Origin of the sequence: Neptuniibacter sp. QD37_11, assembly GCF_047778105.1 — a bacterium.
Taxonomy (GTDB): domain Bacteria; phylum Pseudomonadota; class Gammaproteobacteria; order Pseudomonadales; family Balneatricaceae; genus Neptuniibacter.
Genome location: NZ_CP180552.1, coordinates 763023 through 787413 on the forward strand (window position 1 = coordinate 763023; position 24391 = coordinate 787413).

The window sequence follows — 24391 nt, forward strand, 5'->3', positions numbered from 1 at the left end:
ACTATCTTGCTTGTTGAGTAAATTTTTGTGGTGATTACTGCTCTTTAGTTTTCCGAGAAATCTTCGACGCTACAAAGCAAACTATAATCGCAATAACTACGCCTACCGCATTTGCATACGCGTCTTCAATAGAAAAGTGGCGTGATGGTTGAAGAGCGCCTTGAAGGTACTCAAGCAGCCCTGCCAGTAAAAACCAGCTGCTCCAGTAGATCCAGCTAGAGATCTTGTATAGAGCTAGCCTTCCCATAAATGAAACACTAAAGAATGCTATGAAGTGTCCTGCCTTATCTGAATTTTCAAAGATCCTTTCAGGTGGCGAAGGGCGGAATATACTATAGGCCAGTGCAGCTAAGGCTAGAAGGAAAATTACCCAGATCATAGTCTTATATTTTTGGATAAAAGTGTTGTTCAATTGTTTTCTCAGTTTTAAATAGTTGCGTGGCGATATTAATCTCTAGGTCAGGATAAGTTGTTCGCGGCAGGTTGCTCTTACTCATAGATATTGGTAGTAGGTGAGATCTAGCGTCCGACGCCATAGTAGGTGAAGCCAAGGTTCTCTAGCATCTTTTTATCAAAAATGTTTCTGCCATCAATGATTAGAGGATGACTCATTGAGCTTAAGATCTCGTTGTAGTCAGGGGACCAGTATTCAGGCCAATCTGTTAGTAATAAAAGACCATCGCTGTCTCTAAGGGCTTCATAGCTGTTCTCAAAGTACTGAAGTTGTTCTTGTTCGCCGAAATGCTCAAGAATATTGTTCATCGCTTCAGGGTCGTGCATCTGGACCTTACAGCCTTGCGCGAGCAATGTACCGATAACTTTTAAGCTGGGAGCATTATCGATACTGGCGGTACCTGATTTAAATGAAAGCCCCCAAATGGTTACTGTTTTGTCTCTAAGGTCACAAGAGTAGTGGCGCCATAATTTTCGGAATGGCTGCTCTTTTTGCTTTTCGTTCTCAATTAGTACTGTATCCAGCAGTTTTGAGTTTCTTGCTTCCGTCATTAATTCTGACAGTGCTTCAATATACTGTTGAAAATGCAGGCCACCGAAACCACAGCCTGGGTGAAGATAGTGTGGCCCAATACGTGGGTCTGTGATCATTGCTTCTCGAATAACCTCAATATCAACCTCTAGCTGATCGGCTAAGTTTGCTAATTCGTTTATATAGCCGAGCCGCAGCGCAAGCATCCCTGTATTGGCAAACTTTGTGAATTCAGCCTCTTTAGACGACATGATCATCCATTGTTTGACGGCTTGGCTAAATGGCCGCATGAGGGCTTTGATATTGAGTATAGCCCAGTCGTTAGTACAGCCTAAGATGATGGTTTGTGGCCATTTGTAATCCTGTAGGGCTGAGCCTTCGGATAGCATGTCAGGTATATAGCAAATAACCTGATTGTTATTTTCGTCTAACTGACTTTGCAATTTGTCTGAGCTGCCAACACCAAAATTGGATTGGTTGATGATCAATGCGTTTGATGAATGATGCTGACTGATACGACTGATAAGACGTTCGGCAGTTTTAAACTGGTCAGGGTTTAATGCCAAAATATGGTTTGATGCATGCTCTATGCCTTCACCTCTTGATCCAATGATGAGTCGGCCATTAGATTGAGCATCCAGAATTAACTGTTCAAGTCCTGGCTCATTGCTAACCTTGAACTCCAGATCTTGCTCGTTAGGCGCTTCATGTTCATTGGTGACTAAGAGAATATGGTTGCCGCTTTCAGCTAGTGCCGCGGCTGCAGTCCATGCAAGGAGTTCGTTACCCCAAATGGTAATCTTCATTTAGCTTCTCCTTTAGCTGCAATTCTGTTTATTAAGCCGTCGGTTGAACTGTCGAATTTAGGTGTTTCGTTGTTTGTATCGAAGGCGCTTAGTAGAGACGTAGCTACTTTCTTGCCTAGCTCCACACCCCATTGATCAAACGGATTAATATTCCAGATAACCGATTGCACAAAAACTTTATGTTCGTATAGTGCTATCAGCTGCCCAAACGAAAATGGCGTAAGTTCATCCAGCATGATTGTTGTGCATGGCTGGTTACCTTTGTAGCGCTTATAGGCTGGGGCAGTTTCTGCCCCTTCGAGAACGGAATCACCTAGCGCTAAAATTCTAGATTGGGCTAGGCAGTTTGCTAAATTTAGCTGATGTTGATGCTGGAGTTCTGAATTGTCAGTGTCATGATACCTTCTCGCTGCAACAATAAAATCACACATAACTGCTTCTGTGCCTTGGTGAAGCAATTGATAAAAAGCGTGCTGAGCATTTGTTCCAACTTCTCCCCACAAGATAGGGCAGGTCTTGTAGTTTACGCCATTGCCCTGACGATCAACGGATTTACCGTTGCTCTCCATTTCAAGCTGCTCAAGATAGGCTGGAATATGACTTAGTCTACCGTCATACGGTAGGATGGCGTGGGCGTTTATGTTCTGAAAATTGATGTTCCAGATGCCTGTCATAGCAAGAAGGACGGGTAGATTTACGTCTAGTGGTGCCGTTTTGAAATGTTCATCCATTTCATGTGCACCAGCAAGTAGATCTTTGAATCCGGCCATACCGAGTTTTAATGCGATTGGCAGTCCAATAGTGGACCACATTGAATAGCGTCCACCAGTCCAATCCCAAAATTCGAGTTGATTGCTTTTAGGGATACCCCATTCCACGACTTTATCGGGGTTGGCTGAAACACCAATGAAATGACGGGATACAAGCGTTTCTTCGCTGCCAGCGTAGCTTGATTTCTTTAGCCACTCTTTAGCTGTTTGAGCATTGGCTAGGGTATCTATCGTAGTAAATGATTTCGACGAAATAATGAATAGCGTTCTAGCTGGGTTTAATTCGTCGAGTAGATCGGCCATCTGGCTGCCGTCCATTGAGGATACAAAATGGACCTTTATTTTACGTGCTATGTCTGGAGTGTTTTCTGACAAGGCTTTACATGCCATAAATGGGCCTAGGTCCGACCCCCCTACGCCAATATTAACCACTGTATCAATGGAATGCCCTGTATAACCGCGCCACTGGCCTGAGTGAATTCGAGTTACAAGTTGCTCCATTCTTTCTAAATTGTCATGGACCTCATCAATGATATTTGTTCCTGATAGGTCTAGAGAGTAATGGGCAGGAGACCTCAGAGCTGTGTGCAAGGCTGGTCTGTCTTCCGAATCATTTACATGATCGCCTTTGAATAGTTTTGTGATCCATTCGGAAAGCTGTTTTTCCTCAGCGAGTTTGATTAATAGAGATATGGTCTCGCTTGTGATTCTTTGTTTAGATAAATCGAGGAGCAGATCTTTCTGTTCAAAGGTGAGGTGTTGGAAGCGATCAGAGTCCTGTAGGAATAGAGTGCTTATATGTGATTGAGACATATAATAAGCATGGGATTGGAGGTCTTTCCATGCTATTGATTCAGTTGAAGACATCAGGTTTCCTTATTGGAGCTAATCGCTAGATTCAGTATTTTACCTGCTCTTTTTATGCGGGGTAAGATCCTTCCTTGGATATCTCTGATACAGCTAGAGGTATCTTTTTGAAATAGATATTTCGAGGTGGTATGCCTCTCTTAAGCGGTGATCTGAGAGAGGCTTCCTAACCCGATATTAAAGATTTAGCTCTTTAATAAATGTTTTCAGGCTTTCAGCGGTTTCTTCGTGTTGAAGGCCATAAACAACATTCGCTTGAAGGTAACCTGCTTTGTTACCGCAATCGTAAGTTTTGCCGCTCATATGGAAAGCTTGAAGGTTGCCTTCATTTAGGTAGTCTGCCATGGCATCTGTTAATTGGATCTCTCCGCCTGCGCCAGGTTTCGTATCCTTGAGTAGTTCCATGATGCGTGCGGGTAAAATATAACGACCGTTGATCGTTAAGTTAGACGGCGCTTCATCTACAGGTGGTTTTTCAACCATACGAGAAATATTTGCAGATTGGCCAGCAGAGATCGCTACGCCTGAGCAATCTACTACACCGTAGCGATCTACGTGCTCCATTGGGACTGGTTCAACCATAATTTGGCCGCAATCTGTATTATGATAAGTTTCTACCATGGCTGATAGATCAGTTTGTGGAAGTCCGTAACAGTTGATCAGCATGTCGGGTAGTAATACTGCAAAGTCTTCATTGCCGATAATTGGTGCGGCGCACAGAACGGCATGGCCTAATCCTAACGCTTTATCTTGGCGTACCGCGCTGATGGATACATCTGACGGAAGTATGTTTTGTACCGATTCTAGAATTGCTGTTTTGCCTTTGTGTTTTAATTCTGCTTCTAGTTCGTAATGGCAATCAAAGTGATCTTCTATAGAGGCTTTGCCTGATCGAGTAACTAAGACAATATCTTTAATTCCTGCAGCTACTGCTTCTTCTATGACGTGTTGTATAACAGGCTTGTCTACAACGGGCATCATCTCTTTAGGAATTGCTTTGCTTGCAGGAAGTACGCGAGTACCTAAGCCTGCGACAGGGATTACCGCTTTGGTTATGTTTTTTGTCATAGAAAAAGATCCTTTTGTCTGAACGCCATGCTTAATCACATAATAACATGCTTGTACGCTATGGTTGTTAATAGAGTGAAGTGATTTTGTCTTTAGATAAAGCTCTGGTTTGATTTACTTTATGGTGGAGTTTTTCTAATAAGGTTTAGTGTTAATATGCTCGGTTTAATCATGTTGTAGAGTTAAATATGGATCTGATTGAGCCTTTTCTTAAAGTGCTTCTTCTTATTTTTCTTGCTGAATTCGGTGATAAAAGTCAGTTGGTTTGTATGACTTTGTCGGCTAGATATAAGCCTGTTCCGGTCTTAATTGGCGCTGTGGCTGCGTTTTCAGTATTGAATCTATTGGCCGTTTTGTTTGGTGCAACCATTAGTGCTTATCTACCCCAGACTGCAATCTTTGCGCTGGTCGGTACACTGTTTTTGGTCTTTGGTATTCAGTCCTTACGGGTTGAAGATGATGAAGAAGAGGGGGAGCCTAATATCGGTAGGCACCTGCTTCTGTCTGTATTTGTATTAATATTTCTAGCTGAGTTGGGCGATAAAACGCAGTTATCTATAGCGGGGCTATCTGCTGTAGAGAATGCATGGATTGTTTGGCTTGCGGGAACATCTGCATTGTTGGTTACGACGTTGCTGGGAGTTTGGTTGGGGCAATTCTTACTTCAGCGATTGTCCATTATTTGGATTCATCGAGCGGCCAGTGTGTTATTTATTGGTTTTGCTTTAGTGGCTTTTTGGCAGTTAGCACAATTGGTGATGTAGATATGATCCAAGGTTTTCTTATTTTGTTGGTATGCCAGTTGGTTGGGGAACTTATTGTTACGGCAGCAAGTGTGCCTATTCCTGGTTCAGTGGTTGGCATGGTTTTGTTACTGGTAGGCTTGATTGTTCGTGGTGAGGTGCCGGAAGGGCTGCGTGTAACCGCTGAGGGGTTGCTGAAAGTGCTGCCATTGCTTTTGGTGCCAGCAGGTGTCGGTTTGATGAACTATTTTGGAGTGCTTTCCGATTATTGGCTTGAGCTGATGGTGTCGCTGTTTGTAAGTACTTTGATAACCATGTTTGTTGTGGCTTTTTTGCTGAAGGTGCTCTCGAAGGAAAAGGTGAGTGCTAAACAGGATTTAGGAGATGACGATGCTTGAGTTGTGGTCTCATTTTCAAGTATTTCCAGTGCTATGGCTTGTCTTGACTCTGGTGGTTTTTTTGTGTGCGTCCTGGATAAATACAAAAGCAGGTAAAACTCCGTTTTTACATCCAGTATTGGTATCACTCTCTCTGATTATTGTTGTTCTAAAACTAACTGAAACGGACTATGCGACCTATATGCAGGGTGGGCAGTATATTCACTTACTATTAGGTCCTGCGGTAGTCGCGTTGGCGGTGCCCTTATATGACAACCTGGCAACTGTTAAGCGATTGCTGCTGCCTTTGCTGGTAGGTTGTGTCGTTGGAGCTATTGTTGCCGCGAGTTCAGCAATTCTCATTGGTGTTGCTTTTGGGTTGAGTGATGAGTTGCTATTAACCTTAGCACCTAAATCGGTTACTTCTCCTATCGCAATTGCGGTAGCTGAAAAAATGGGCGGTTTTCCTTCTTTGGCTGCCGGACTTGTTCTTATTACAGGTGCTATGGGCTGCTTGATCGCGCCGTTTGTTTACCGTCTATTAGCTATTAAAGATGAGTCTGTAAAAGGCTTTGTTTTAGGTGTTGGTGCGCATGCGATGGGTACCGCATTTGCTTTTGAATATGGCATGGTTGCAGGTGCATTTGGTGGCTTGGCTATGGGAATGACGGGGGCATTTACTGCGTTTATGCTACCGGTTTTGGTGCCTTTGTTGGGGTTGTAGTTGCAAGAGTGTCTTATCGCGGTAAAATGCCGCTCCTACAAAGAAAGCTTTATTGGAGGAGGTGCATCTTACACCGAAATTTATTTAGTCTAGAAACTTATCCTACGATACAGCCTAAAAGTGAGCATCTCTGGGAGTCGTATCTGCGCTGAAAAAAACCTTTCTAGCTGTATTGTACTTTATCCACTGAATTGAAATGTTTCCTAGTAACACCCCTCCTTATGTTGCATTTGCTAAATGATCCTTTCGCCGGTAAAGTTCGCGCAGGTTAAAAAGTAGATCAAATTGGCAAATCTCATGACTCCATTAGAAAGATACAAGCAAGACCTCAAGCGCGATGATTTCTCTTATGATCCAGCCCAAGAGATGGCTGTTGAGCATCTTCAGCGTTTATATGACGATCTTGTAGCGGTTAAGGCTGAAGAGCCTAAAGTCGGTTTAATGGGGCGTTTGAAGAGTAAGCTGAAAAAACCGGAGCCGAAAGAGCCGGTTAAAGGTTTGTATTTCTGGGGTGGTGTAGGTCGTGGTAAGACTTACCTGATGGATACTTTTTACGACAGTCTTCCGTTCGAACAGAAGATGCGTACCCACTTCCACCGTTTTATGCAGCGTGTACATGCAGAATTAAAAGAGCTGGATGGTACGGCTAACCCACTAGTTGAGATTGGCAAAAAGTACGCACAAGAAGCTCGAATTATCTGTTTTGATGAATTCTTTGTCACAGATATCACTGATGCCATGATTCTGGGCGGCTTGCTGCAAGAATTATTCAAGAACGGTGTGGCTCTAGTGGCAACGTCCAATATTGTTCCTGACGGGCTATATAAAGATGGTTTGCAGCGCGCTCGCTTCTTGCCAGCGATCGATATGCTGAATCGTTATACTGAAGTTGTGAATGTTGATGGTGGCGTAGACTATCGTTTACGTGCTTTAGAGCAGGCGGAGCTTTACCACTATCCGTTAGATGCTGAAGCAGATAAGAGTTTAAACCGCAGTTTTGAAAGTCTTGCGCCAGATCTAGAAGAGGTGGTTGAGGCCGAGGTTCTGGATATTAATGGCCGTGATATGCAGACACGCCGCTGCTGTGAAGACGTGGTTTGGTTTGATTTTAAAGAGCTTTGTGAAGGTCCTCGTTCCCAGAATGACTACATTGAACTGGGCAAGATATTTCATGCTGTTATGGTGGGTAATGTGCCGCAGCTGGGTCGCTCTAATGATGATGCCGCTCGTCGCTTCATCAACATGGTCGATGAATTCTATGATAGTGGCGTTAAGTTGATTATCAGTGCTGAAAAGCCAATTCATGAGATTTATTCAGAAGGGCGTTTGGAATTCGAAATTGAGCGAACTCAAAGTCGTTTACTTGAGATGCAGTCTCATGAATATCTAGCGCGTGAGCATAGAGCATAGAGCATAGAGCATAGGCTTTGTGTAATTATCAAAAAAGCACCTTAGGGTGCTTTTTTTTCGCGGCAAGATGCCGCTCCCATAGGTTGTTTGTATTGTTGACGGGCATGACATCGCTCAGCAATGTTTAATTTTGAACTTGTAGGAGACGCTTCTAGCGTCGAATGTTTGAGGTTTTATTTAGATTTTAACTTGCGGGTAATGGTGTTGATATATATAATGCGCGCTCCCAAGTTTAGGCTTGCTTAAATTTTGGGCAGAAGAGAGTTGTTCTAATCAATTTGGAACAACAAATAATTATAAGTCAGATCGGGCGATTTTATTAATAAAATCAACGAGATCTGAGTAAAGTTGAAAGGCTATACAGATGAAAACATTCGTCGCTAAGCCAGCCGAAGTAAAACGCGACTGGTACGTTGTTGACGCAGAAGGTAAAACTCTGGGTCGTCTGGCTACTGAAATTGCACGTCGTCTACGTGGTAAGCATAAGCCAGAATACACTCCACACGTTGATACTGGTGACTACATTGTAGTTGTTAACGCTGAAAAAGTAGGCGTTACTGGTAACAAGCGTAAAGATAAAACTTACTACCACCACACTGGTTTCCCAGGTGGCTTGAAAGAAGCTTCTTTCGAGAAGATGGTAGAAACTTTCCCTGAGCGCACTATCGAGCTTGCTGTTAAAGGCATGCTGCCAAAAGGTCCACTAGGTCGCGCTATGTATGCGAAGCTGAAAGTTTACGCTGGTGCAGAACATCCGCATCAGGCTCAGCAGCCTAAAGAACTTAACGTTTAAGGGGAAGGATAATCATGTCTACTACACAGTATTACGGTACAGGTCGTCGTAAAACTTCTACAGCACGTGTTTTCCTGCGTCCAGGTACAGGTGCTATCACTATCAACAACCGCACTATCGAAGAATACTTTGGTCGTGAAACTGCGCGTATGATCGTTCGTCAGCCTCTAGAGCTTACTAACAATCTTGAAGCGTTCGACGTTGTTGTTACTGTTAAAGGCGGCGGCGGCTTCGGTCAAGCTGGCGCTATCCGTCACGGTATCACTCGTGCACTAATGGAATTTGATGAAACGCTTCGTCCAGCTCTACGTGAAGCAGGTTACGTTACTCGTGACGCTCGTATGGTTGAACGTAAGAAAGTTGGTCTACGTAAAGCACGTAAGAAGCCACAGTTCTCCAAGCGTTAATTCGATATCTTTTTCGAAAGATTTTGGATTCAGAAAAAGCGCCTGCCCCTTTATCGGGGTGGGCGTTTTTTTTGCACTGCGTTATATCAATACATTGGCCTAAAGTACGGCGAAAAATAAGTAATTCACCTTGTAAGAAAGGGGTAATTTCTTTACTATTTGGGCCATTTTTAAGATACAGATTTCCGTAGCTATAAAATTCTTAGCGGCCAGAATATTTTTGCACCTGCAGAGATATAAAATAAGGTCGATTGAGGGGAGATAACTTAATGAGCAATGATGGCGTGAATAAGGGTCGGCGCCGTCTCCTAATCGGTGCTACATCCGCAGTTGGTGCGGTTGGTGCTGTAGGAGCAGCTGTCCCATTCGTAGCTTCCTGGACGCCGAGTGCGAAGGCAAGAACTGCCGGCGCACCTGTCAAGGTGGATGTAAGTAAACTGGAACCTGGTCAGCAGGTAATTGCTAGCTGGCGTGGTAAGCCTGTGTGGATCGTTCGTCGTGGCGAAGAAGCATTGGCTAATCTGGCTAAGCTAGATAGCAACTTGCAGGATCCAAAATCGGATAACCCTGCACAGCAGCCTGATTACATTCCAAAAACCCCTGCGCGTTCTCTACGTGAAGATATCGCTGTTTTGGTTGGTATTTGTACTCACCTAGGTTGTTCTCCAACTTATCTTCCTGAAGTAGGTGTTACATCTGGTCAGGGTGAAGATTGGGTTGGCGGTTATTACTGCCCATGTCATGGTTCTCGTTTTGATCTTTCTGGTCGAGTAATGAACGGTTCCCCGGCTCCAAGTAACCTTGTGATCCCGCCTCATCACTATGAGAGCGAAAATGTGATCATCGTAGGTATTGATCAGGAGACTGCATAATGGCTGGTTCTCGTAACAAAGGTAACCCAGGTATCATGGGTTGGATTGATGATCGTTTCCCAGCTACAGCTATGTGGGAAGATCACCTATCTAAATACTACGCTCCAAAGAACTTTAACTTCTGGTACTTCTTTGGTTCATTGGCGCTTCTAGTGCTTGTTAACCAGATCCTAACGGGTATCTGGCTAACTATGTCTTACAATCCTTCAGCTGAAGGTGCGTTTGCTTCTATCGAATACATCATGCGTGATGTTGAATACGGTTGGTTGCTACGCTATATGCACTCTACCGGTGCATCTGCATTCTTCGTAGTTGTTTACCTGCACATGCTTCGTGGCATGATGTACGGTTCTTACCGTAAGCCTCGTGAGCTTGTATGGCTATTCGGTATGACAATCTACCTAGCGCTTATGGCTGAAGCTTTCATGGGCTACCTATTGCCATGGGGTCAAATGTCTTACTGGGGTGCACAGGTAATCGTATCTCTATTCGCTGCTGTACCATACGTTGGTCCAGAACTAGCTGAATGGATTCGTGGTGACTACCTGATCTCTGGTATTACTCTAAACCGTTTCTTCTCTCTGCACGTAATTGCTCTACCAATCGTTCTATTGGCATTGGTTGTTCTGCACATTATCGCGCTACACGAAGTGGGTTCTAACAACCCAGACGGTATCGAAATTAAAGATAACAAAGATGAGAACGGCGTACCTGTTGATGGTATCCCATTCCACCCTTACTACTCTGTTAAAGACATTGTAGGTGTGGTTGTGTTCCTATTTGTTTTCTGTGCAGTAGTCTTCTTCTTCCCAGAAGGTGGTGGCTACTTCATTGAGGCGCCAAACTTTGAGCCAGCTAACCCGCTGAAAACACCTGAGCATATCGCGCCTGTATGGTACTTCACGCCATTCTACGCAATGCTACGTGCTATCCCACCAATCCTAGGTTCTCAATTCCCAGGTGTTGTTGTGATGGGTGCAGCGATTGCTATCTTGTTTGTGCTTCCTTGGTTGGACCGTAGCCCAGTTAAATCTATCCGTTACAAAGGTTGGATGAGTAAGCTGTGGTTGGTTATCTTCTGTGTAAGCTTCGTAATCCTGGGTTACTTGGGTGTTGTTGCATCTACTCCAGGCCGTACGCTAGCGGCTCAGATCTGTACTGCGCTTTACTTCGCATACTTCTTCCTGATGCCGTTCTACACCAAGATGGAAAAAACTAAACCGGTTCCAGAAAGGGTTACAGGCTAATGAAAAAGTTTCTTATTGCATTAGTAATGGCGGCGCTGCCGATGGCTGCAAGCGCTGCTGGTGGTGCTAAAGGCCACCTTGATGAGATGGATGTAGATCTACATAACCAAGCATCTTTGCAGCGTGGTATGCAGACGTTTGTAAACTACTGCTTGGGCTGTCACTCTGCTGAGTTCCAGCGTTATGAGCGTGCTGCACTAGATTTAGGCATGAACCCAGAGCTTGTTGCTGAACACTTGATCTTTGGTGATCACAAAGTGGGTGAGCAGATGACTATCTCTATGGACAAAGGCGATGCTGGTAAGTGGTTTGGTAACCCTCCACCAGATCTAACGCTAGAAGCGCGTCTTCGTGGTCCAGATTGGTTGTACACTTACCTACGTAGCTTCTACGCTGATGATTCTCGTCCATGGGGCGTGAACAATGCAGTGTTCAAAGACGTTGGTATGCCGAACGTACTTGGTCCGCTACAGGGTGAGGTTGTTGCAAGCTGTTCTTGGGAAGAAATGAATGCTCACGGTTTGCGTGGTGAGGGTATTGATCCTCTAACTAACAAGCCGCTAACTAGCTGTACTTCTGTTAAGAAGGGCACTGGTGAGCTATCTCCAGAAGAGTTTGATGCGCTAGTATATGATCTAGTTAACTTCATGGTTTACATGGGTGAGCCATCTAAGTTGGATTCTCAGCGTATCGGTACTTACGTGTTGATCTTCTTGTTCCTATTCTTCTTCCTTGCGTATGCGCTGAAGAAAGAATTCTGGAGAGATGTACACTAATAGCTTTACGATATAATCGTGAGCTTTAAAACGCGGCCTCTTTTTTAAGGGGCCGCGTATCTGTTTCTAATAAGGGGTATTCTTAATGGGTGTTGTGGCAAAACGTTCTTCCATGTCCTTCTACTCTAATGGCGAGGACCAGTATAGCCATCGAGTTCGTATCGTCCTGGCAGAAAAGGGTGTTGCTGTAGAGATTCATGATTGTGATGAAGGTAATCTTCCTGAAGATCTAACTTCAATGAATCCGTACAATAGCCTGCCAACTTTGTTGGATCGCGATTTGGTTCTTTATGAGCCAAATGTGATGATGGAATATCTTGATGAGCGCTTCCCGCATCCTCCGCTATTGCCTGTTTATCCTGTAGCTCGTGCGGAAAGCCGACTATACATGTATCGCATCCAGCGTGACTGGTGTGATCTTGCGGATAAAATCATTGAAGCTGCGATGGCTGATGATGAAGATACAGCAGAAGAGGTTCGTAAAGAGCTACGTGATAGCTTGATTACGATTTCACCTATCTTTGCTGATAAGCCTTTCTTCATGAGTGAAGAGTTTACTTTGGTTGATTGCTGCCTAGCTCCACTATTGTGGCGTTTGCCGTTGTTGGGTATCGATCTTCCAGAAGATCAGTGCAAGCCTTTGGTTAAGTATATGGATCGCTTATTTGAGCGTGAATCTTTCCAAATGAGCTTGTCAGAAGCAGAGCGTGAAATGCGCGATTAATTGTTTCGTAGTAAAGTTAAAAAAGGGATGATGTTTCATCCCTTTTTTTATGTCGTAATTTTGTTAAATGTTTGGATAAAGAAATGAAGCCGAGTCGCCCTTATCTTGTTAAAGCACTGTATGACTGGTTATTAGATTGTGATTTAACACCTCATCTTTTGGTAGATGCTACGCAGGATGATGTTACGGTTCCTACGCAGTTTGTTGATGATGGTCAGATTGTTTTAAATATTAATCCATCAGCGGTTCGGGATTTTTATCTCGATGATCGAGCATTGTCTTTTAATGCGCGTTTTTCAGGTCAGCCAATGGATATATATGTGCCAATGGCGGCTATCTTAGCTATATATGCGCGTGAAAATGGACAGGGTATGGGCTTTGGTGGTGAGCCGGGTGTTGACTGCTATACGCAGGAGTTGGCAATACTGGACAACGTAGAAGATATGGATGCAGATGAGCCTGAGGAAGCTGAAAAGCCGGCTAGGTCGAAAAGGCCGTCATTAAAAGTTGTGAAGTAGTTAAGAGAAGTGGAAGGGGTGAATCTATAGAATAAAAGGTGCGTACTAAGGGTTAGTACGCACCGTTGTTCTTATCGATTAACGTATTCAAAGACTTTTACGATTTTCTCTACACCAGCGATATTTCTTACGATATTGATCGCATTCTCAGCTTCTTGAGGGCTTACAAGACCCATAAGATAAACCGTGCTGCTATCAGTTACTACCTTGATGCGAGACCCATCAACTGCTTCGTTTGTTAATAGCTCGGCTTTAACTTTCGTGGTTAGCCAAGCGTCGTTTGTGCGCGCGATAGTGGATGATACGCCAGAGATTTTAACTTCGTTATGAATCTTACGTACTTTTCGTACTTGGCTGACGATCTGTTCAGCTTCCTGCCTTGAGCTTTCTGCAGGTGCTTGGCCTGTTAACAGAACAACGCCGTTATAGCTTGTTACGCTGATATTGGTTGCCTGCATCTGTTCTGAGCCCTTGGCAAGGTTTACCATCGATAGTGTTTCAATTACTTCATCATCTATATATGAACCAACGGTTCTGCTGCCAGGGTCTTCCTGAATAGGACCTTCTCTTCCGGCACTTAGGATATCGGAACAGCCTGTAACTAATAGCGATAAGCTAATCCCTGCAATTAAACTAAATGTCTTTTTGTTGATCATGTTTATTCGCTTCCAAAAAGTTGGTAGTCAATTAAATCGCATAAAGAGTGCAAAACTAGTAACTGCGCATGGTGAACTAGCGAACTATCGTCGCTAGGTACGCATATCTCGATCTCTTCTGGGCTGAGAAGCGCTGTGATATCGCCACCATCAGAACCGTTCAGGACGATAACAGTCATTTCACGATCATGGGCGGCCTGTATTGCTTGTACAAGGCTGCTGGAGCGACCGTGAGGTGTTATCAGTAATAAAATGTCCCCAGGTTGGCCTAAGGCATGGATCTGTTTGGCTTGCGCGTCCATAAAGCCGCTATCTTCACAGATTGCGCTTAACGTAGCACCGTCTGAGTTAATATTGATTGCGGGTAGACCTGGACGCTCATGCCTAAATCTATTCATCAATAGTGCGGTGAAGTGTTGCCCTAAAGATGAGGAGGCTCCATTGGCACAGCAGAGAATCTTGTTCTCACTGACAAGGCAATGGAGTAAAAGTTCGCCAGCATGGGCAATTAGTGGGGTGTACTGCTCAATGGTGATTGCGTTGACTTCCATTGAGTTGTGAAACTGGCTGACAATGCGGTCTTCGAGTTCCATGCTGTCCTTAATCGTTTACCTTAAGTTCTGAAGGCATCTTTATACCACAGCGGCTCCGTTGGTGCTGCATCATATTCATAAGCAATGACATCAAATCGGCAATTATTGTTAGAAAATTGCGTTTTATGGCTCAAATAATGTTGTGCTGCTTTAATGATCTTTCGTTGTTTGGTGGTAGTAACTGAAGCTGCTGCACCGCCATACTTTTTTGAATTGCGGTAACGGACTTCGATAAAGACAAGTGTGCGACGATCTAACATGATTAGATCGATCTCGCCGAAGCGGCAATGATAATTGCGTTCGACTAGGGTGAGTTTGTTTTTTGAGAGGAATCTTTCGGCGTGTTTTTCGGCGTCCTTGCCGGTCTTGTTTCTGTCCATGAATATTATTTACTCAATAATTTGTGGGATACCATCTTTATATTGGGCCCAAGTTAGCGTTCTGAAAACAAGGCCGTTGTTATTAATGCTGAGTTGGCCTGTCTCGCCGTTGATCTGGGTGCCAGGAACCGCGCTTAATTGTTTTAGATAAGGATGAATGCGATAAGCATCAAGGCCTAGAGCGTATAAGCGACCAAAACGACTGTTTGTGTCATTTCGTTGCTGTGAAATAAGTACTTTGTCTTGGGATGGTGGTTTTAGGTTCCAAGGGGTGCCTAGGAAAGTAACGTTATTCAGGTCTTGGTCCTGAATAGGGTTGTTGCTACCGCTGAATACGTGTGAGGTGGCATAAATTGGCAGGTCGCCTGCAAAGTTAAACGCTAGCATAGTATTTAGCTGTCTAGCATCATTTGGTAGTGCAGTGAGGATAATCGCTTCCATATCGTGGCGACGATGTTCTTCAAATTCAATTTTATGGGTATAAACAACTTTTCTTACGTTCTTGTAGCGCTGTTTACTTTTATCTGTGGATAAAAATTGACTCACATGCTCAGAGAATTCGCTGATATCCCCAAAGTTACTAGAGTGGACAACCATGCCGCCCAGGCTTGTGTAGTGTTCTTCAAAAGCCTTGTTGATTTTTTCGCCCCAGCCACTGTTTGGTGTTAATACTGCGGCACGGCGTATGCCGTCTTTCCATGCGCGCTCTGCAATTTGAATGGCTTCATCTTCGGCTGAAAGGCCAAATTGATACATGCCTTCGCGAGCGGGTGAATCGGTGTAGTTTAGGGCGAGTACAGGCACTTGGATATGCTGATCGGCAGCCAAGGTTGTAACATAGTCTTTAGCTAAAGGCCCGATGATCATATCGACTTGTTGCTCATTAACGATTGAAGCCAGCTGAATCGGGGTATTTATCTTTTCAGAGTCCAGAAATAGCAGTTCTGGAGAGGTTTTGCCTGGTTGTTGGCTGCGTAGATGAGCCATCATAATGCCTTCTTTGATGGCGTTGGCAGGTTTGGCTAATTTGCCTTCAAGTGGCAATAGTACTGCTATTTTTTGAGCTGAGAATGTCTGTGCACCTAGTCCGCCAAGAGATTGAGGTGGTAGCTTTTGGGCTGGGTGAGATTCCCATAATACGGCCCAGTTATTCAGCGCTTGGTTTTGTGTGTCTAGTTGAGTGTTGACGCTTAGCTCGTAAGCTAGCTCTAGCCAGCCCTGCTCATGATAACTATTAGTTCCGCTACGAATAAGCTCGGAAAGCTGGATTGCTTCAATTTTAAGTAGGCTATTCCAGATTTGATCGTGCAGGATTTGCTTTGCTGCGTCCGTGTCGAGCAGTTGGCTTAATCTAATAAGTGCTTTAGCTTCACTAAAATGTTGCTGTTGTAGCTGGAATGCTTGGGCACGCAATTCGAGAATTTGAATCTCTTGCTCGGTTAGGAGTTTAAGATCCGACAAACCATTTAATCTGTCTAGCTGTTGCAGGGCTTGTTCAGGCTGGTTTTGTTCTAGTGAGGCTTCAGCTTGAAGTTTAGCGATCTCAAAGCGAAGAGATGGGGCTAGGAGGGCAACGTCTATTTGGCTTAGTACGGCAGCAGCTTCTTGCTTGCGGTCTAGGCTAAGTAAAATCTTCGCGGCGTCTGCTCGATACTGAGCAGATTTGATCGGTTTTGCAGAATTCGCTTTTTTAAGTAGGCTTTCTACTCGTTGTTGGTCTTGCTCAGCTGCAGTCAGCGTTGGTTTCGTGGATGTCGTACTAACTGAACAACCAGAAATAATTGTGCTGATTAAAATTGCTGAAAGAGACAGGCGCCACTGAAATTTCATATACTTCGCAACCCACGTTTTAAGATGGTATCTGTAATGTTAGAACCCGCACTGTACGTTGTAGCAACGCCAATAGGAAATCTGCAGGATATGACACCTCGCGCTATTGAGGTCTTGCAGCAAGTTGAGTTGATAGCTGCTGAGGACACACGTCATAGTGCCCGTTTGATGGCGCATTTTGGTATCAATACCCGCCTTGTTTCCGTCCATGAGCATAACGAACGCCAGCGAATTGAGACGATTGTACACCAGTTGCAATCTGGTGCCAGTGTTGCACTAATTTCTGATGCTGGAACGCCTCTAATTTCGGACCCTGGATATGTTGTAGTTCAGGGGGTTAGAGAGCAGGGTTTTAAAGTTGTGCCTGTTCCTGGCTGTGTGGCTTTTATTGCTGCGTTGTCTGCGGCGGGTTTGCCTACAGATCGATTTATCTTTGAGGGATTTTTGCCGCATAAATCGAGCGGGCGTAAGCAGCAGCTAAAGGGGTTGGTTGATGAAACGCGAACGCTGATCTTTTATGAATCTCCGCATCGTATTGTGGCCTCCCTGAAAGATATGCAGTCAGTCTTTGGTGGTGAGCGTGTTGTGGGTATTGCTCGTGAGCTAACTAAAACTTATGAAACGATCCATGTGGATAAGTTGGATGCTGTCATAGAGTGGATGGAGGCTGATTCCAATCAGCAGCGCGGTGAGTTTGTTGTTTTGGTTCACGGTATAGAAAATAAAGGCGCAGCTGAACTTGATGCTAAAGCTCTGGAGGTGCTGGATATTCTTCTTGCAGAGCTGCCAGCGAGTCAGGCGGCTTCTTTGGCTGCGAAAATTACCGGTTTGAAGAAAAAAGTGCTTTATCAGGCGGCTTTAGATCGCTAACTGATTTCGCTTTTGTTAGAATTCGCGCCGAGGAGTTTGCCAGGCAGTCGCTGCCTTCTTTGAAGGTGGAGGAAAGTCCGGGCTCCAAAGGGTAGAGTGCCAGATAACGTCTGGGCGGCGCGAGTCGACGGAAAGTGCAGCAGAAAATATACCGCCTAAGCATCCTCGGATGCCGGTAAGGTTGAAATGGTGCGGTAAGAGCGCACCGCGTGGGTGGTAACACTCCACGGCATGGTAAACCCCACTCGGAGCAAGACCAAATAGGGTTCCTATAGGCGTGACCCGCGCTGGAACCGGGTAGGTTGCTTGAGGTGCATAGTGATATGCATCCCAGATGAATGATTGTCCACGACAGAACCCGGCTTATCGGCAAACTCCTCATTATTCTTTCTTTTCAGGAAGAGCGGTGTCCACTGCTTTTCCTGTAAAGGTCTGATTCGCCTAATTCATTGTTTTATATGCAGTCTCTCAATGCTTTGTTTTTGAGAGCTTCTCTCTGTATGCATTTCTCTAATGTTTGATCTCTGATAACCGTCATTTACGGCGCTTTCAGCCTTGCTTTAGTTGGGGTTACTTTCTATAGTGTGCTCTAGTGGGATAAAGTGGGTAAAAGTGGGTTTTTCTGTAATTTAAGTGGGTTTTGAGAGCCGAAAATGTTTAGAGGCGTTAATCAAATCAATCTGGATGCCAAGGGGCGCATGGCGATTCCGGCACGTTATCGCGAGAAAATCGCGACGTGTTGCGATGGTCAGCTCGTGGCTACGATTGATACTGAAGCGCGCTGTTTACTGCTTTATCCACTGGAAGAATGGGAAGTTATTCAGGAGAAAATTGAAAGCCTGCCTAGCTTTAATCCCGCAGCGCGTCGAATTCAGCGTCTACTGATTGGTCATGCAACTGATCTTGATATGGATGGAAATGGACGATTGCTTTTGCCCGCTCCACTTCGAGAGTATGCGGAGCTCGATAAAAAAATTGTGTTGCTTGGGCAAGGGCAGAAGTTTGAAATCTGGAGTGAGTCCAGATGGTTAGCTACCCGCGAAGAGTATCTTCAAGAGGTAGAAGGTGGCATGGCAATGCCTGAAGAATTACAAAATTTATCGCTATAGCGGATCGAGTAACGACGAATGAGCCAGGAATTTAAACATATCACAGTGCTGTTAAATGAAGCTGTAGAAGCTTTAGTGCAGGACGCGTCTGGTTTCTATGTCGACGGGACCTTTGGTCGTGGCGGTCATTCTGCATTGGTATTGGATCAATTGGCAGAAGATGGTCAGTTGATGGGAATCGATAAGGATCCAACCGCCATTGCGCATGCACACGAACGTTTTGCAGATGAAGATCGTTTCTCTATAGCGCACGGCAGTTTTGCACAATTGCAAGAATTTGTAACTGAGCGCGGTTTGCAAGGACAGGTTGATGGAATTTTGCTGGATTTGGGTGTGTCTTCACCACAGTTAGATGATGCTTCCCGAGGGTTTAGCTTTCTAAATGATGGTCCGCTGGATATGCGAATGGACACCTCTTCTGGTGAAAGTGCGGCTGATTGGATCGCTCGCGCCGAAGAGAAAGAGATTGCTGATGTGATTTATACCTATGGCGAGGAGCGTTTCTCCCGTCGTATGGCGAAAGCGATTGTGGCTAAGCGTGAAGAAGAGCCAATTACCACGACAGCGCAGCTTTCAAAAATTATTGCTGAAGCCAATCCTGCTTGGGAGAAAGGTAAGAACCCTGCAACACGTGCTTTCCAAGGTATTCGTATCCATATTAATCGTGAATTGGAAGATCTGGAAAGCTGTTTGGATCAGGCTTTAGAAATGTTGAAAGTGGGTGGGCGTCTAGTAGTTATTAGCTTCCACTCACTAGAAGATCGGATTGTGAAGCGCTTTATTCGTCAGCATGTTAAAGGCGATGAGCATATTCCACGTGGTATTCCGGTTACAAACGATATGTTGAAAATTCGGTTGAAGAATGTGGGTAAGGCTGTGAAAGCGAGTGCCTCTGAAACCGAAGAGAACGTACGGGCTCGAAGTGCAGTTATGCGAGTGGCTGAAAAGGTCGCTTGATGCTTGGAAGGTTCTGGAAAAATTGGGTTGGCGATCAGGAGGATGAGAAGGGGAATTCATCTGGTCGAGACAATTTTTATAGTGCTGAAGAGTTGCTGAGCCCATTTTTATTGGTGTTTGTGTTGGTTGTGGTGCTTTTGGTGTCATGCTTGGGCGTAGTCATGAGCGCCTTTGAATATCGACAGTTATTTAACCAGCATCAGGAATTGATACAGCAAAGGGATGAGCTTCAAGTTGAGTGGGGACAGCTACTGCTTGAGCAAAGTGCATGGGCTGCCAATAACCGAGTTGAACAACAAGCAACGAGCGTATTGGGCATGAAAGTGCCAGACGTTGAGCAAATAGAGATCGTGAAGCATGAGCGATAACACTGAAGCAGCAGTTGGTAGAGGATGGCGCCTTTGGTTGGTGCTGGTTCTTCTATTGCTCGTTGCAGGTGGGATTACAGCTCGCATGCTTTCGCTTTATGTTGAAGAGCAGTCGTTTCTGCAAACTCAAGGTGATGCTCGTTCATTGAGAACGGTTCAGGTACCCGCTCATCGTGGGATTATCACTGATAGGCATGGTGAACCCTTAGCGGTGAGTGCACCGGTCGCGACTATCTGGGCTGATCCGAAAATGACAGATATGCAGCACGATGGTTTGTCAAAACTAGCGGTGCTGCTTAAAACGAACAAAAAGAAACTACTAGCTAAGTTATCTGAAAATCGCAGTCGTAGATTTCTGTATTTACAGCGTCAAGTTACACCTGAACTAGCTGAAAAAATTAGAGCTTTGCGTATTCCGGGTGTGCATGTCGATCGTGAATATAAGCGTTACTACCCGGCAGCTGAGGTAACAACGCATCTGGTTGGTTTCACTAACTTGGATGGTAAAGGCCAAGAAGGTCTAGAGCTGGCTTATGAGGATTGGTTAAAGGCTGACGCCGGTAAGCAGTTGGTTATGAAAGATCGTTTGGGTAGAACGATCAAGCATATTCGCGAAGTTAAGCCGGCGCTGCATGGTAATGATATTCAGCTAAGTATCGATTTAAGGCTGCAATATCTAGCGTATAGAGAATTAAAAGCCTCAGTTGAAGCGCATAAAGCTGATGGCGGGTCGATTGTGATGCTAGATGCATCTACGGGCGAAGTGTTAGCAATGGTTAATCAGCCATCTTACAACCCGAATGATCCAAAACAGAGAATTTCGACGGCATTAAGAAACAGGGCGTTAACCGATACATTTGAGCCGGGCTCGACGGTTAAACCTATGACGGTTGCGGCGGCGTTGATGAGCGGTGAATACGAGCCGGAAACAATCGTAAATACTGCACCTGGTTATATGCGGGTTAAAGGTAAAACGATTAGAGATCATCGTAATTACGGTGAGATAGATATCTCAACCATCATTACGAAATCCAGCAATGTGGGTGTAACGAAGCTGTCATTAAGCTTACCTGAAGGTTCGGTACGTAATCTGTATCACAATTTAGGCTTAGGGCAGGCAACAGGCATCGGATTCCCAGGTGAAAGTACGGGTTATCTACCTTATCTGAATTCGAGACAGCAAGTTGAACGTGCGACGCTTTCTTATGGTTATGGCTTATCGGTAACGCCATTACAGCTAGCTCAGTCATATTTGGCGTTGGCTAATGATGGTGTCGTGAGCCCTGTTAGTCTGATTCGCCAAAACGAAGCAGGCAAACCTGTTCGAGTTATGCCTGCGGATGTGGCGGTTGATGTCCGTGAAATGATGGAAACTGTGATTAGCGTTAAAGGCACGGGTCGTAGAGCTGCTGTTCAGGGGTATCGAGTGGCAGGAAAAACAGGCACTGTGCATAAGGTTGGCCGCGGTGGATATATCGATGATCAGTATATATCTACATTTGCAGGTTTGGCGCCGGTAAGTGATCCGCGCTTAGTAACAGTAGTGATGATTGATAACCCTAAAGGCCAGGAATATTACGGTGGTGAGGTAGCAGCTCCGGTTTTTTCAAGAGCGGTAGGTGGAGCTTTGCGTTTGATGAATATCCCACCGGATAATTGGCCAGAAGTGAATAAGCAGGTTGCTCAGCGTTGAATGAGGTGACTATGTTGGAAATCAGTAGAACATTGAAAGAGATTGCGCCGGAGTGGGTTGATGAAACTTACGCCGGCTTTGTCGTATCTGCTATTTCGCAAGATAGCCGCACGGTTACGCCCGGCACTCTGTTTATTGCTCGATCCGGTATCCAGCATCGTGGTGTCGATTTCGTTGAAGCGGCTGAAAAAAGTGGTGCAGTCGCTATTTTGTTGGACTGTCGTGAAGTTGGTGATTGCCCTTCGCTTTCGATCCCTGTGATTGCTGTGCCTGATTTAGTCAGTCAGATTGGTCCTGTAGCCGCAAATTTTTATGGCCACCCAAGCCGTCATCTGAATGTAATTGGCATTACGGGGACTAACGGTAAGACCTCTTGTGCGCATTTTGTTGCTCAGGCGATGAATGCGATAGGCACGAAAACTGCGATTGTTGGCACTATTGGAAATGGTTTTCCAGGCCAGCTAGAGCAGGCAACTCATACAACCCCAGATGCTGTAGGTTTGCAGCGTTTGTTTGCTGAATTACGCGCAGCAGGTGCCGAAAGCGTTGTGATGGAAGTCTCTAGTCATGCTTTACAGCAGGGCCGAGTTGCTGGGGTTGAATTTGATTATGCCGCACTCACCAACTTAAGCCGTGATCATCTGGATTACCACGGTTCTATGGCTTCTTACGGTGCGGCTAAAGCAAGATTGTTTAAACGCTTTGATCTAAAAGCTTCTGTTATCAATAGTGATGATGCTTTTGGTCAAACGCTGTTAGCTGATGACGAAGTTAAAGGTAAAAAAGTAGCGGTTGGGCGTGCACAAGGCGATTATCTGATCGCAGCATACCGTTTAGCTTTACACGGTATCGAAGCGGAGCTGAAAACGGCGCAAGGCAACTTTGCTTTCGCTAGTAAAATTATCGGCGAATTTAATCTGGACAATTTGCTTCTTGTAGCAGCTTTGCTCTCCGAGCAAGGGTTTAGCCGAGAGCAGGTTATGCACGGGCTTTCCAAATTAGATGCAGTGCCAGGGCGAATGCAGGCATTGGTCACTGCGGATAAGCCGTTGGTAATTATTGATTATGCGCATACGCCAGATGCTCTAGAGAAAGCAATCCAAGCTGTTAGAGCTCATACGTCAGGGCGTTTGTGGTGCGTATTTGGTTGTGGTGGAGACCGCGATACAGGTAAACGAGAACTAATGGGCAATATTGCAGACCGATTTGCAGATCGGTTGGTTGTGACTAGCGATAACCCAAGAACCGAACAGCCAGATAGCATTATTGAAATGATCGAGAGCGGTATTCATGATCATCAGGCGGATGTTGAAGCGGATCGTGCAGAAGCGATCAGAATGGCGATCAATGCTGCTTCAGCAGAAGATGTCGTATTGATCGCAGGTAAAGGTCACGAAAATTATCAAGAGATTGCTGGTACACGTTACCCGTTTAGTGATGTTGATGTGAGTAAGTCAGTTTTAGGGGTGGCGGTATGATTGGTCAGTGGTTTTTGCAGCAGTTACAGCAAGCTTTTGGCGGGCAGATAACGGCTGATACTGAATTTACAGGTGTCAGTACGGACACACGTACGATTAAGCAGGGCGACCTATTTGTCGCTCTGGTTGGTCCTAATTTTGATGGTCATCAGTTTATAGAACAGGCACTTGAAAAAGGCGCGGTCGCCGCGGTTGTTTCTCGATCTATGCCAGAAATTAAAGCGCCATTGTGGCAAGTTGAAGATACGCGTATTGCTCTGGGGAACATTGCGCAAGCGAATCGTCAGCGCTTTGATGGCACTGTTTACGCAGTGACAGGCAGTAGCGGTAAAACGACAGTTAAAGAGATGCTATTCGCGATTCTGTCTCAGAATAATCAGGTATTGGCTACCAAAGGTAATTTGAATAATGACATCGGCGTACCGCTAACACTGTTCGAATTAAGTGATCAGCATCAAATTGCTGTGATTGAACAGGGTGCCAGTGCTGGTGGTGAGATTGCTTATACGACTGCGATTTCTCTACCAGATGTTGCGATTTTGAATAACGCGATGGGTGCTCATCTGGAAGGGTTTGGCTCTCTGCAAGGTGTAGTCGAAGCGAAATCTGAGATCTTTTCGCAGTTAGATGAAACTCAAGGCACGGCTGTTATCAACCTAGATGATCCGCATACAGAGTATTGGTTAAATCAAAACCAAGGAAAGCCTCAGAGCAACTTCTCTCTTAGCTCCGAGAAGGCTGCTGTCTATGCGTCGGACTTGAAACCATCTAGCAATGGCTGTTTTTCTTTTGTTTTGCACAGAGGCTCTGAGTCTCAAAGGGTTCAGCTGCAGGTGATGGGACAGCATAACGTTGCGAATGCCCTAGCTGCGGCAGCTGCTGTAAGCGCTAAAGGAATGCCTTTAGCGGAAATTTGCAGCGGTTTAGAATCCTTTACTGCAGTATTTGGACGTATGCGTTGTTTGTCGACAGCGTCTGGTGCTCAAGTGATTGATGATAGTTATAACGCCAATCCTGGTTCGGTAAATGCGGCAGTGGATCTGCTGGTTAGTTTGCCGGGCAAATCAGTATTGGTTTTAGGAGATATGGCTGAGTTAGGGGCAGATGCCGCTGATCAGCATGCACAGGTAGGTTGCCGGGCAGCGCAGAAGGGGGTTAGTTGTTTCTATGCAACTGGCGTGCTGTCCCGGCACTCTGTTTCAGCGTATAACGCTGCAGCAGATGGGCAGGGAATGCATTTTGAAACACGTGAAGAATTAACAACTGCATTGAAAAAGCTGGCTGATCAGAATACCAATATTCTGATTAAAGGCTCGAGAAGTGCAGCGATGGATCAGGTCGTGAAGAACCTGACTGAAGGGGAATAGAAG

26 protein-coding genes and 1 other RNA gene are annotated in these 24391 nt (G+C 45.1%); 19 read left to right on the forward strand and 8 right to left on the reverse strand.

All coding sequences use genetic code 11. The annotated features are described in order from the left end of the window. Positions 1-34: 34 nt before the first annotated feature. From ACMXYT_RS03340 to galU, 4 genes are all read right to left on the reverse strand, one after another. Positions 35-379, reverse strand: a complete 345-nt coding sequence (locus ACMXYT_RS03340) for a hypothetical protein (protein WP_415911851.1) — start codon at positions 377-379, stop codon at positions 35-37. Positions 380-519: 140 nt separating this feature from the next. Next, a complete protein-coding gene (locus tag ACMXYT_RS03345; protein ID WP_415900198.1) occupies positions 520-1791 on the reverse strand; it encodes a nucleotide sugar dehydrogenase in 1272 nt (423 codons plus the stop codon). Then, positions 1788-3428: a glucose-6-phosphate isomerase gene (gene pgi / locus ACMXYT_RS03350; RefSeq protein WP_415900199.1), complete on the reverse strand. Its 1641-nt coding sequence runs from the start codon at positions 3426-3428 to the stop codon at positions 1788-1790. Before pgi ends, ACMXYT_RS03345 begins: the two co-directional genes overlap by 4 nt. 177 nt (positions 3429-3605) lie before the next feature. After that, positions 3606-4496 carry a UTP--glucose-1-phosphate uridylyltransferase GalU gene (gene galU / locus ACMXYT_RS03355; RefSeq protein WP_415911852.1) on the reverse strand — a complete coding sequence of 297 codons (891 nt, stop codon included), beginning with the start codon at positions 4494-4496 and terminating at the stop codon, positions 3606-3608. Between the two features lie 188 nt (positions 4497-4684). Between galU and ACMXYT_RS03360 the strand changes: the two genes are divergently transcribed. The 11 genes from ACMXYT_RS03360 (at position 4685) to ACMXYT_RS03410 (ending at position 13087) form a co-directional block, all read left to right on the forward strand. After that, on the forward strand, positions 4685-5260 hold the full coding sequence (locus tag ACMXYT_RS03360) for a TMEM165/GDT1 family protein (protein WP_415900201.1): 576 nt from the start codon (positions 4685-4687) through the stop codon (positions 5258-5260). 2 nt (positions 5261-5262) lie between these two features. Next, positions 5263-5637, forward strand: coding sequence for a CidA/LrgA family protein (locus ACMXYT_RS03365; RefSeq protein ID WP_415900202.1), 375 nt, complete (start codon positions 5263-5265; stop codon positions 5635-5637). After that, positions 5630-6340, forward strand: coding sequence for an LrgB family protein (locus ACMXYT_RS03370; protein WP_415900203.1), 711 nt, complete (start codon positions 5630-5632; stop codon positions 6338-6340). The genes ACMXYT_RS03365 and ACMXYT_RS03370 overlap by 8 nt, the downstream gene beginning before the upstream one ends. 297 nt (positions 6341-6637) lie before the next feature. Further along, a complete protein-coding gene (zapE, locus tag ACMXYT_RS03375; protein WP_415883618.1) occupies positions 6638-7750 on the forward strand; it encodes a cell division protein ZapE in 1113 nt (370 codons plus the stop codon). 364 nt (positions 7751-8114) lie between these two features. Then, a complete protein-coding gene (gene rplM, locus ACMXYT_RS03380; protein ID WP_415883619.1) occupies positions 8115-8543 on the forward strand; it encodes a 50S ribosomal protein L13 in 429 nt (142 codons plus the stop codon). Between the two features lie 14 nt (positions 8544-8557). After that, on the forward strand, positions 8558-8950 hold the full coding sequence (rpsI, locus tag ACMXYT_RS03385) for a 30S ribosomal protein S9 (RefSeq protein WP_286239726.1): 393 nt from the start codon (positions 8558-8560) through the stop codon (positions 8948-8950). 269 nt (positions 8951-9219) lie between these two features. Next, positions 9220-9822 (forward strand): ubiquinol-cytochrome c reductase iron-sulfur subunit, encoded by a 603-nt coding sequence (gene petA / locus ACMXYT_RS03390; RefSeq protein WP_415883620.1) that lies wholly within the window; start codon positions 9220-9222, stop codon positions 9820-9822. Continuing rightward, on the forward strand, positions 9822-11069 hold the full coding sequence (locus ACMXYT_RS03395) for a cytochrome b (RefSeq protein ID WP_415883621.1): 1248 nt from the start codon (positions 9822-9824) through the stop codon (positions 11067-11069). The genes petA and ACMXYT_RS03395 overlap by 1 nt, the downstream gene beginning before the upstream one ends. Further along, the gene (locus tag ACMXYT_RS03400) at positions 11069-11845 is read left to right on the forward strand and encodes a cytochrome c1 (RefSeq protein WP_415900204.1); all 777 of its coding nucleotides are present in this window, start codon (positions 11069-11071) and stop codon (positions 11843-11845) included. The genes ACMXYT_RS03395 and ACMXYT_RS03400 overlap by 1 nt, the downstream gene beginning before the upstream one ends. An 85-nt stretch (positions 11846-11930) precedes the next feature. Beyond that, on the forward strand, positions 11931-12569 hold the full coding sequence (locus tag ACMXYT_RS03405; RefSeq protein WP_415900205.1) for a glutathione S-transferase N-terminal domain-containing protein: 639 nt from the start codon (positions 11931-11933) through the stop codon (positions 12567-12569). Between the two features lie 83 nt (positions 12570-12652). Then, positions 12653-13087, forward strand: coding sequence for a ClpXP protease specificity-enhancing factor (locus ACMXYT_RS03410; protein WP_415900206.1), 435 nt, complete (start codon positions 12653-12655; stop codon positions 13085-13087). Positions 13088-13158: 71 nt separating this feature from the next. Here the strand turns inward: ACMXYT_RS03410 and ACMXYT_RS03415 are convergent, their stop codons facing one another. Genes ACMXYT_RS03415 through ACMXYT_RS03430 form a run of 4 tightly spaced genes read right to left on the reverse strand, consistent with a single transcriptional unit; the run spans position 13159 to position 16546 of the window. Further along, positions 13159-13743 (reverse strand): BON domain-containing protein, encoded by a 585-nt coding sequence (locus tag ACMXYT_RS03415; protein ID WP_415900207.1) that lies wholly within the window; start codon positions 13741-13743, stop codon positions 13159-13161. Positions 13744-13745: 2 nt separating this feature from the next. Continuing rightward, on the reverse strand, positions 13746-14336 hold the full coding sequence (locus tag ACMXYT_RS03420; protein WP_415883626.1) for an SIS domain-containing protein: 591 nt from the start codon (positions 14334-14336) through the stop codon (positions 13746-13748). 20 nt (positions 14337-14356) lie between these two features. After that, positions 14357-14716, reverse strand: coding sequence for a YraN family protein (locus ACMXYT_RS03425; protein ID WP_415893567.1), 360 nt, complete (start codon positions 14714-14716; stop codon positions 14357-14359). Positions 14717-14725: 9 nt separating this feature from the next. Continuing rightward, entirely contained in the window at positions 14726-16546 is a 1821-nt protein-coding gene (locus ACMXYT_RS03430; RefSeq protein WP_415900208.1) for a penicillin-binding protein activator, read from the reverse strand. Positions 16547-16582: 36 nt separating this feature from the next. On the opposite strand from ACMXYT_RS03430, the gene rsmI reads away from it, so the two are divergent. The 8 genes from rsmI (at position 16583) to ACMXYT_RS03470 (ending at position 24388) form a co-directional block, all read left to right on the forward strand. Next, entirely contained in the window at positions 16583-17416 is an 834-nt protein-coding gene (gene rsmI / locus ACMXYT_RS03435; protein ID WP_415900210.1) for a 16S rRNA (cytidine(1402)-2'-O)-methyltransferase, read from the forward strand. A 31-nt stretch (positions 17417-17447) separates the two neighbouring features. Then, positions 17448-17798: RNase P RNA component class A (gene rnpB, locus ACMXYT_RS03440), an RNA gene on the forward strand. A 271-nt stretch (positions 17799-18069) separates the two neighbouring features. Next, on the forward strand, positions 18070-18525 hold the full coding sequence (gene mraZ / locus ACMXYT_RS03445; RefSeq protein ID WP_415900211.1) for a division/cell wall cluster transcriptional repressor MraZ: 456 nt from the start codon (positions 18070-18072) through the stop codon (positions 18523-18525). Positions 18526-18543: 18 nt separating this feature from the next. Beyond that, positions 18544-19482, forward strand: a complete 939-nt coding sequence (rsmH, locus tag ACMXYT_RS03450) for a 16S rRNA (cytosine(1402)-N(4))-methyltransferase RsmH (RefSeq protein WP_415900213.1) — start codon at positions 18544-18546, stop codon at positions 19480-19482. Continuing rightward, positions 19482-19850 carry a cell division protein FtsL gene (ftsL, locus tag ACMXYT_RS03455; RefSeq protein ID WP_415900214.1) on the forward strand — a complete coding sequence of 123 codons (369 nt, stop codon included), beginning with the start codon at positions 19482-19484 and terminating at the stop codon, positions 19848-19850. The genes rsmH and ftsL overlap by 1 nt, the downstream gene beginning before the upstream one ends. After that, on the forward strand, positions 19840-21543 hold the full coding sequence (locus ACMXYT_RS03460; RefSeq protein WP_415887101.1) for a peptidoglycan D,D-transpeptidase FtsI family protein: 1704 nt from the start codon (positions 19840-19842) through the stop codon (positions 21541-21543). Before ftsL ends, ACMXYT_RS03460 begins: the two co-directional genes overlap by 11 nt. An 11-nt stretch (positions 21544-21554) precedes the next feature. Next, positions 21555-23021, forward strand: a complete 1467-nt coding sequence (locus ACMXYT_RS03465) for a UDP-N-acetylmuramoyl-L-alanyl-D-glutamate--2,6-diaminopimelate ligase (protein WP_415900215.1) — start codon at positions 21555-21557, stop codon at positions 23019-23021. Beyond that, positions 23018-24388: a UDP-N-acetylmuramoyl-tripeptide--D-alanyl-D-alanine ligase gene (locus ACMXYT_RS03470; protein WP_415900217.1), complete on the forward strand. Its 1371-nt coding sequence runs from the start codon at positions 23018-23020 to the stop codon at positions 24386-24388. The genes ACMXYT_RS03465 and ACMXYT_RS03470 overlap by 4 nt, the downstream gene beginning before the upstream one ends. Positions 24389-24391: the final 3 nt, after the last annotated feature.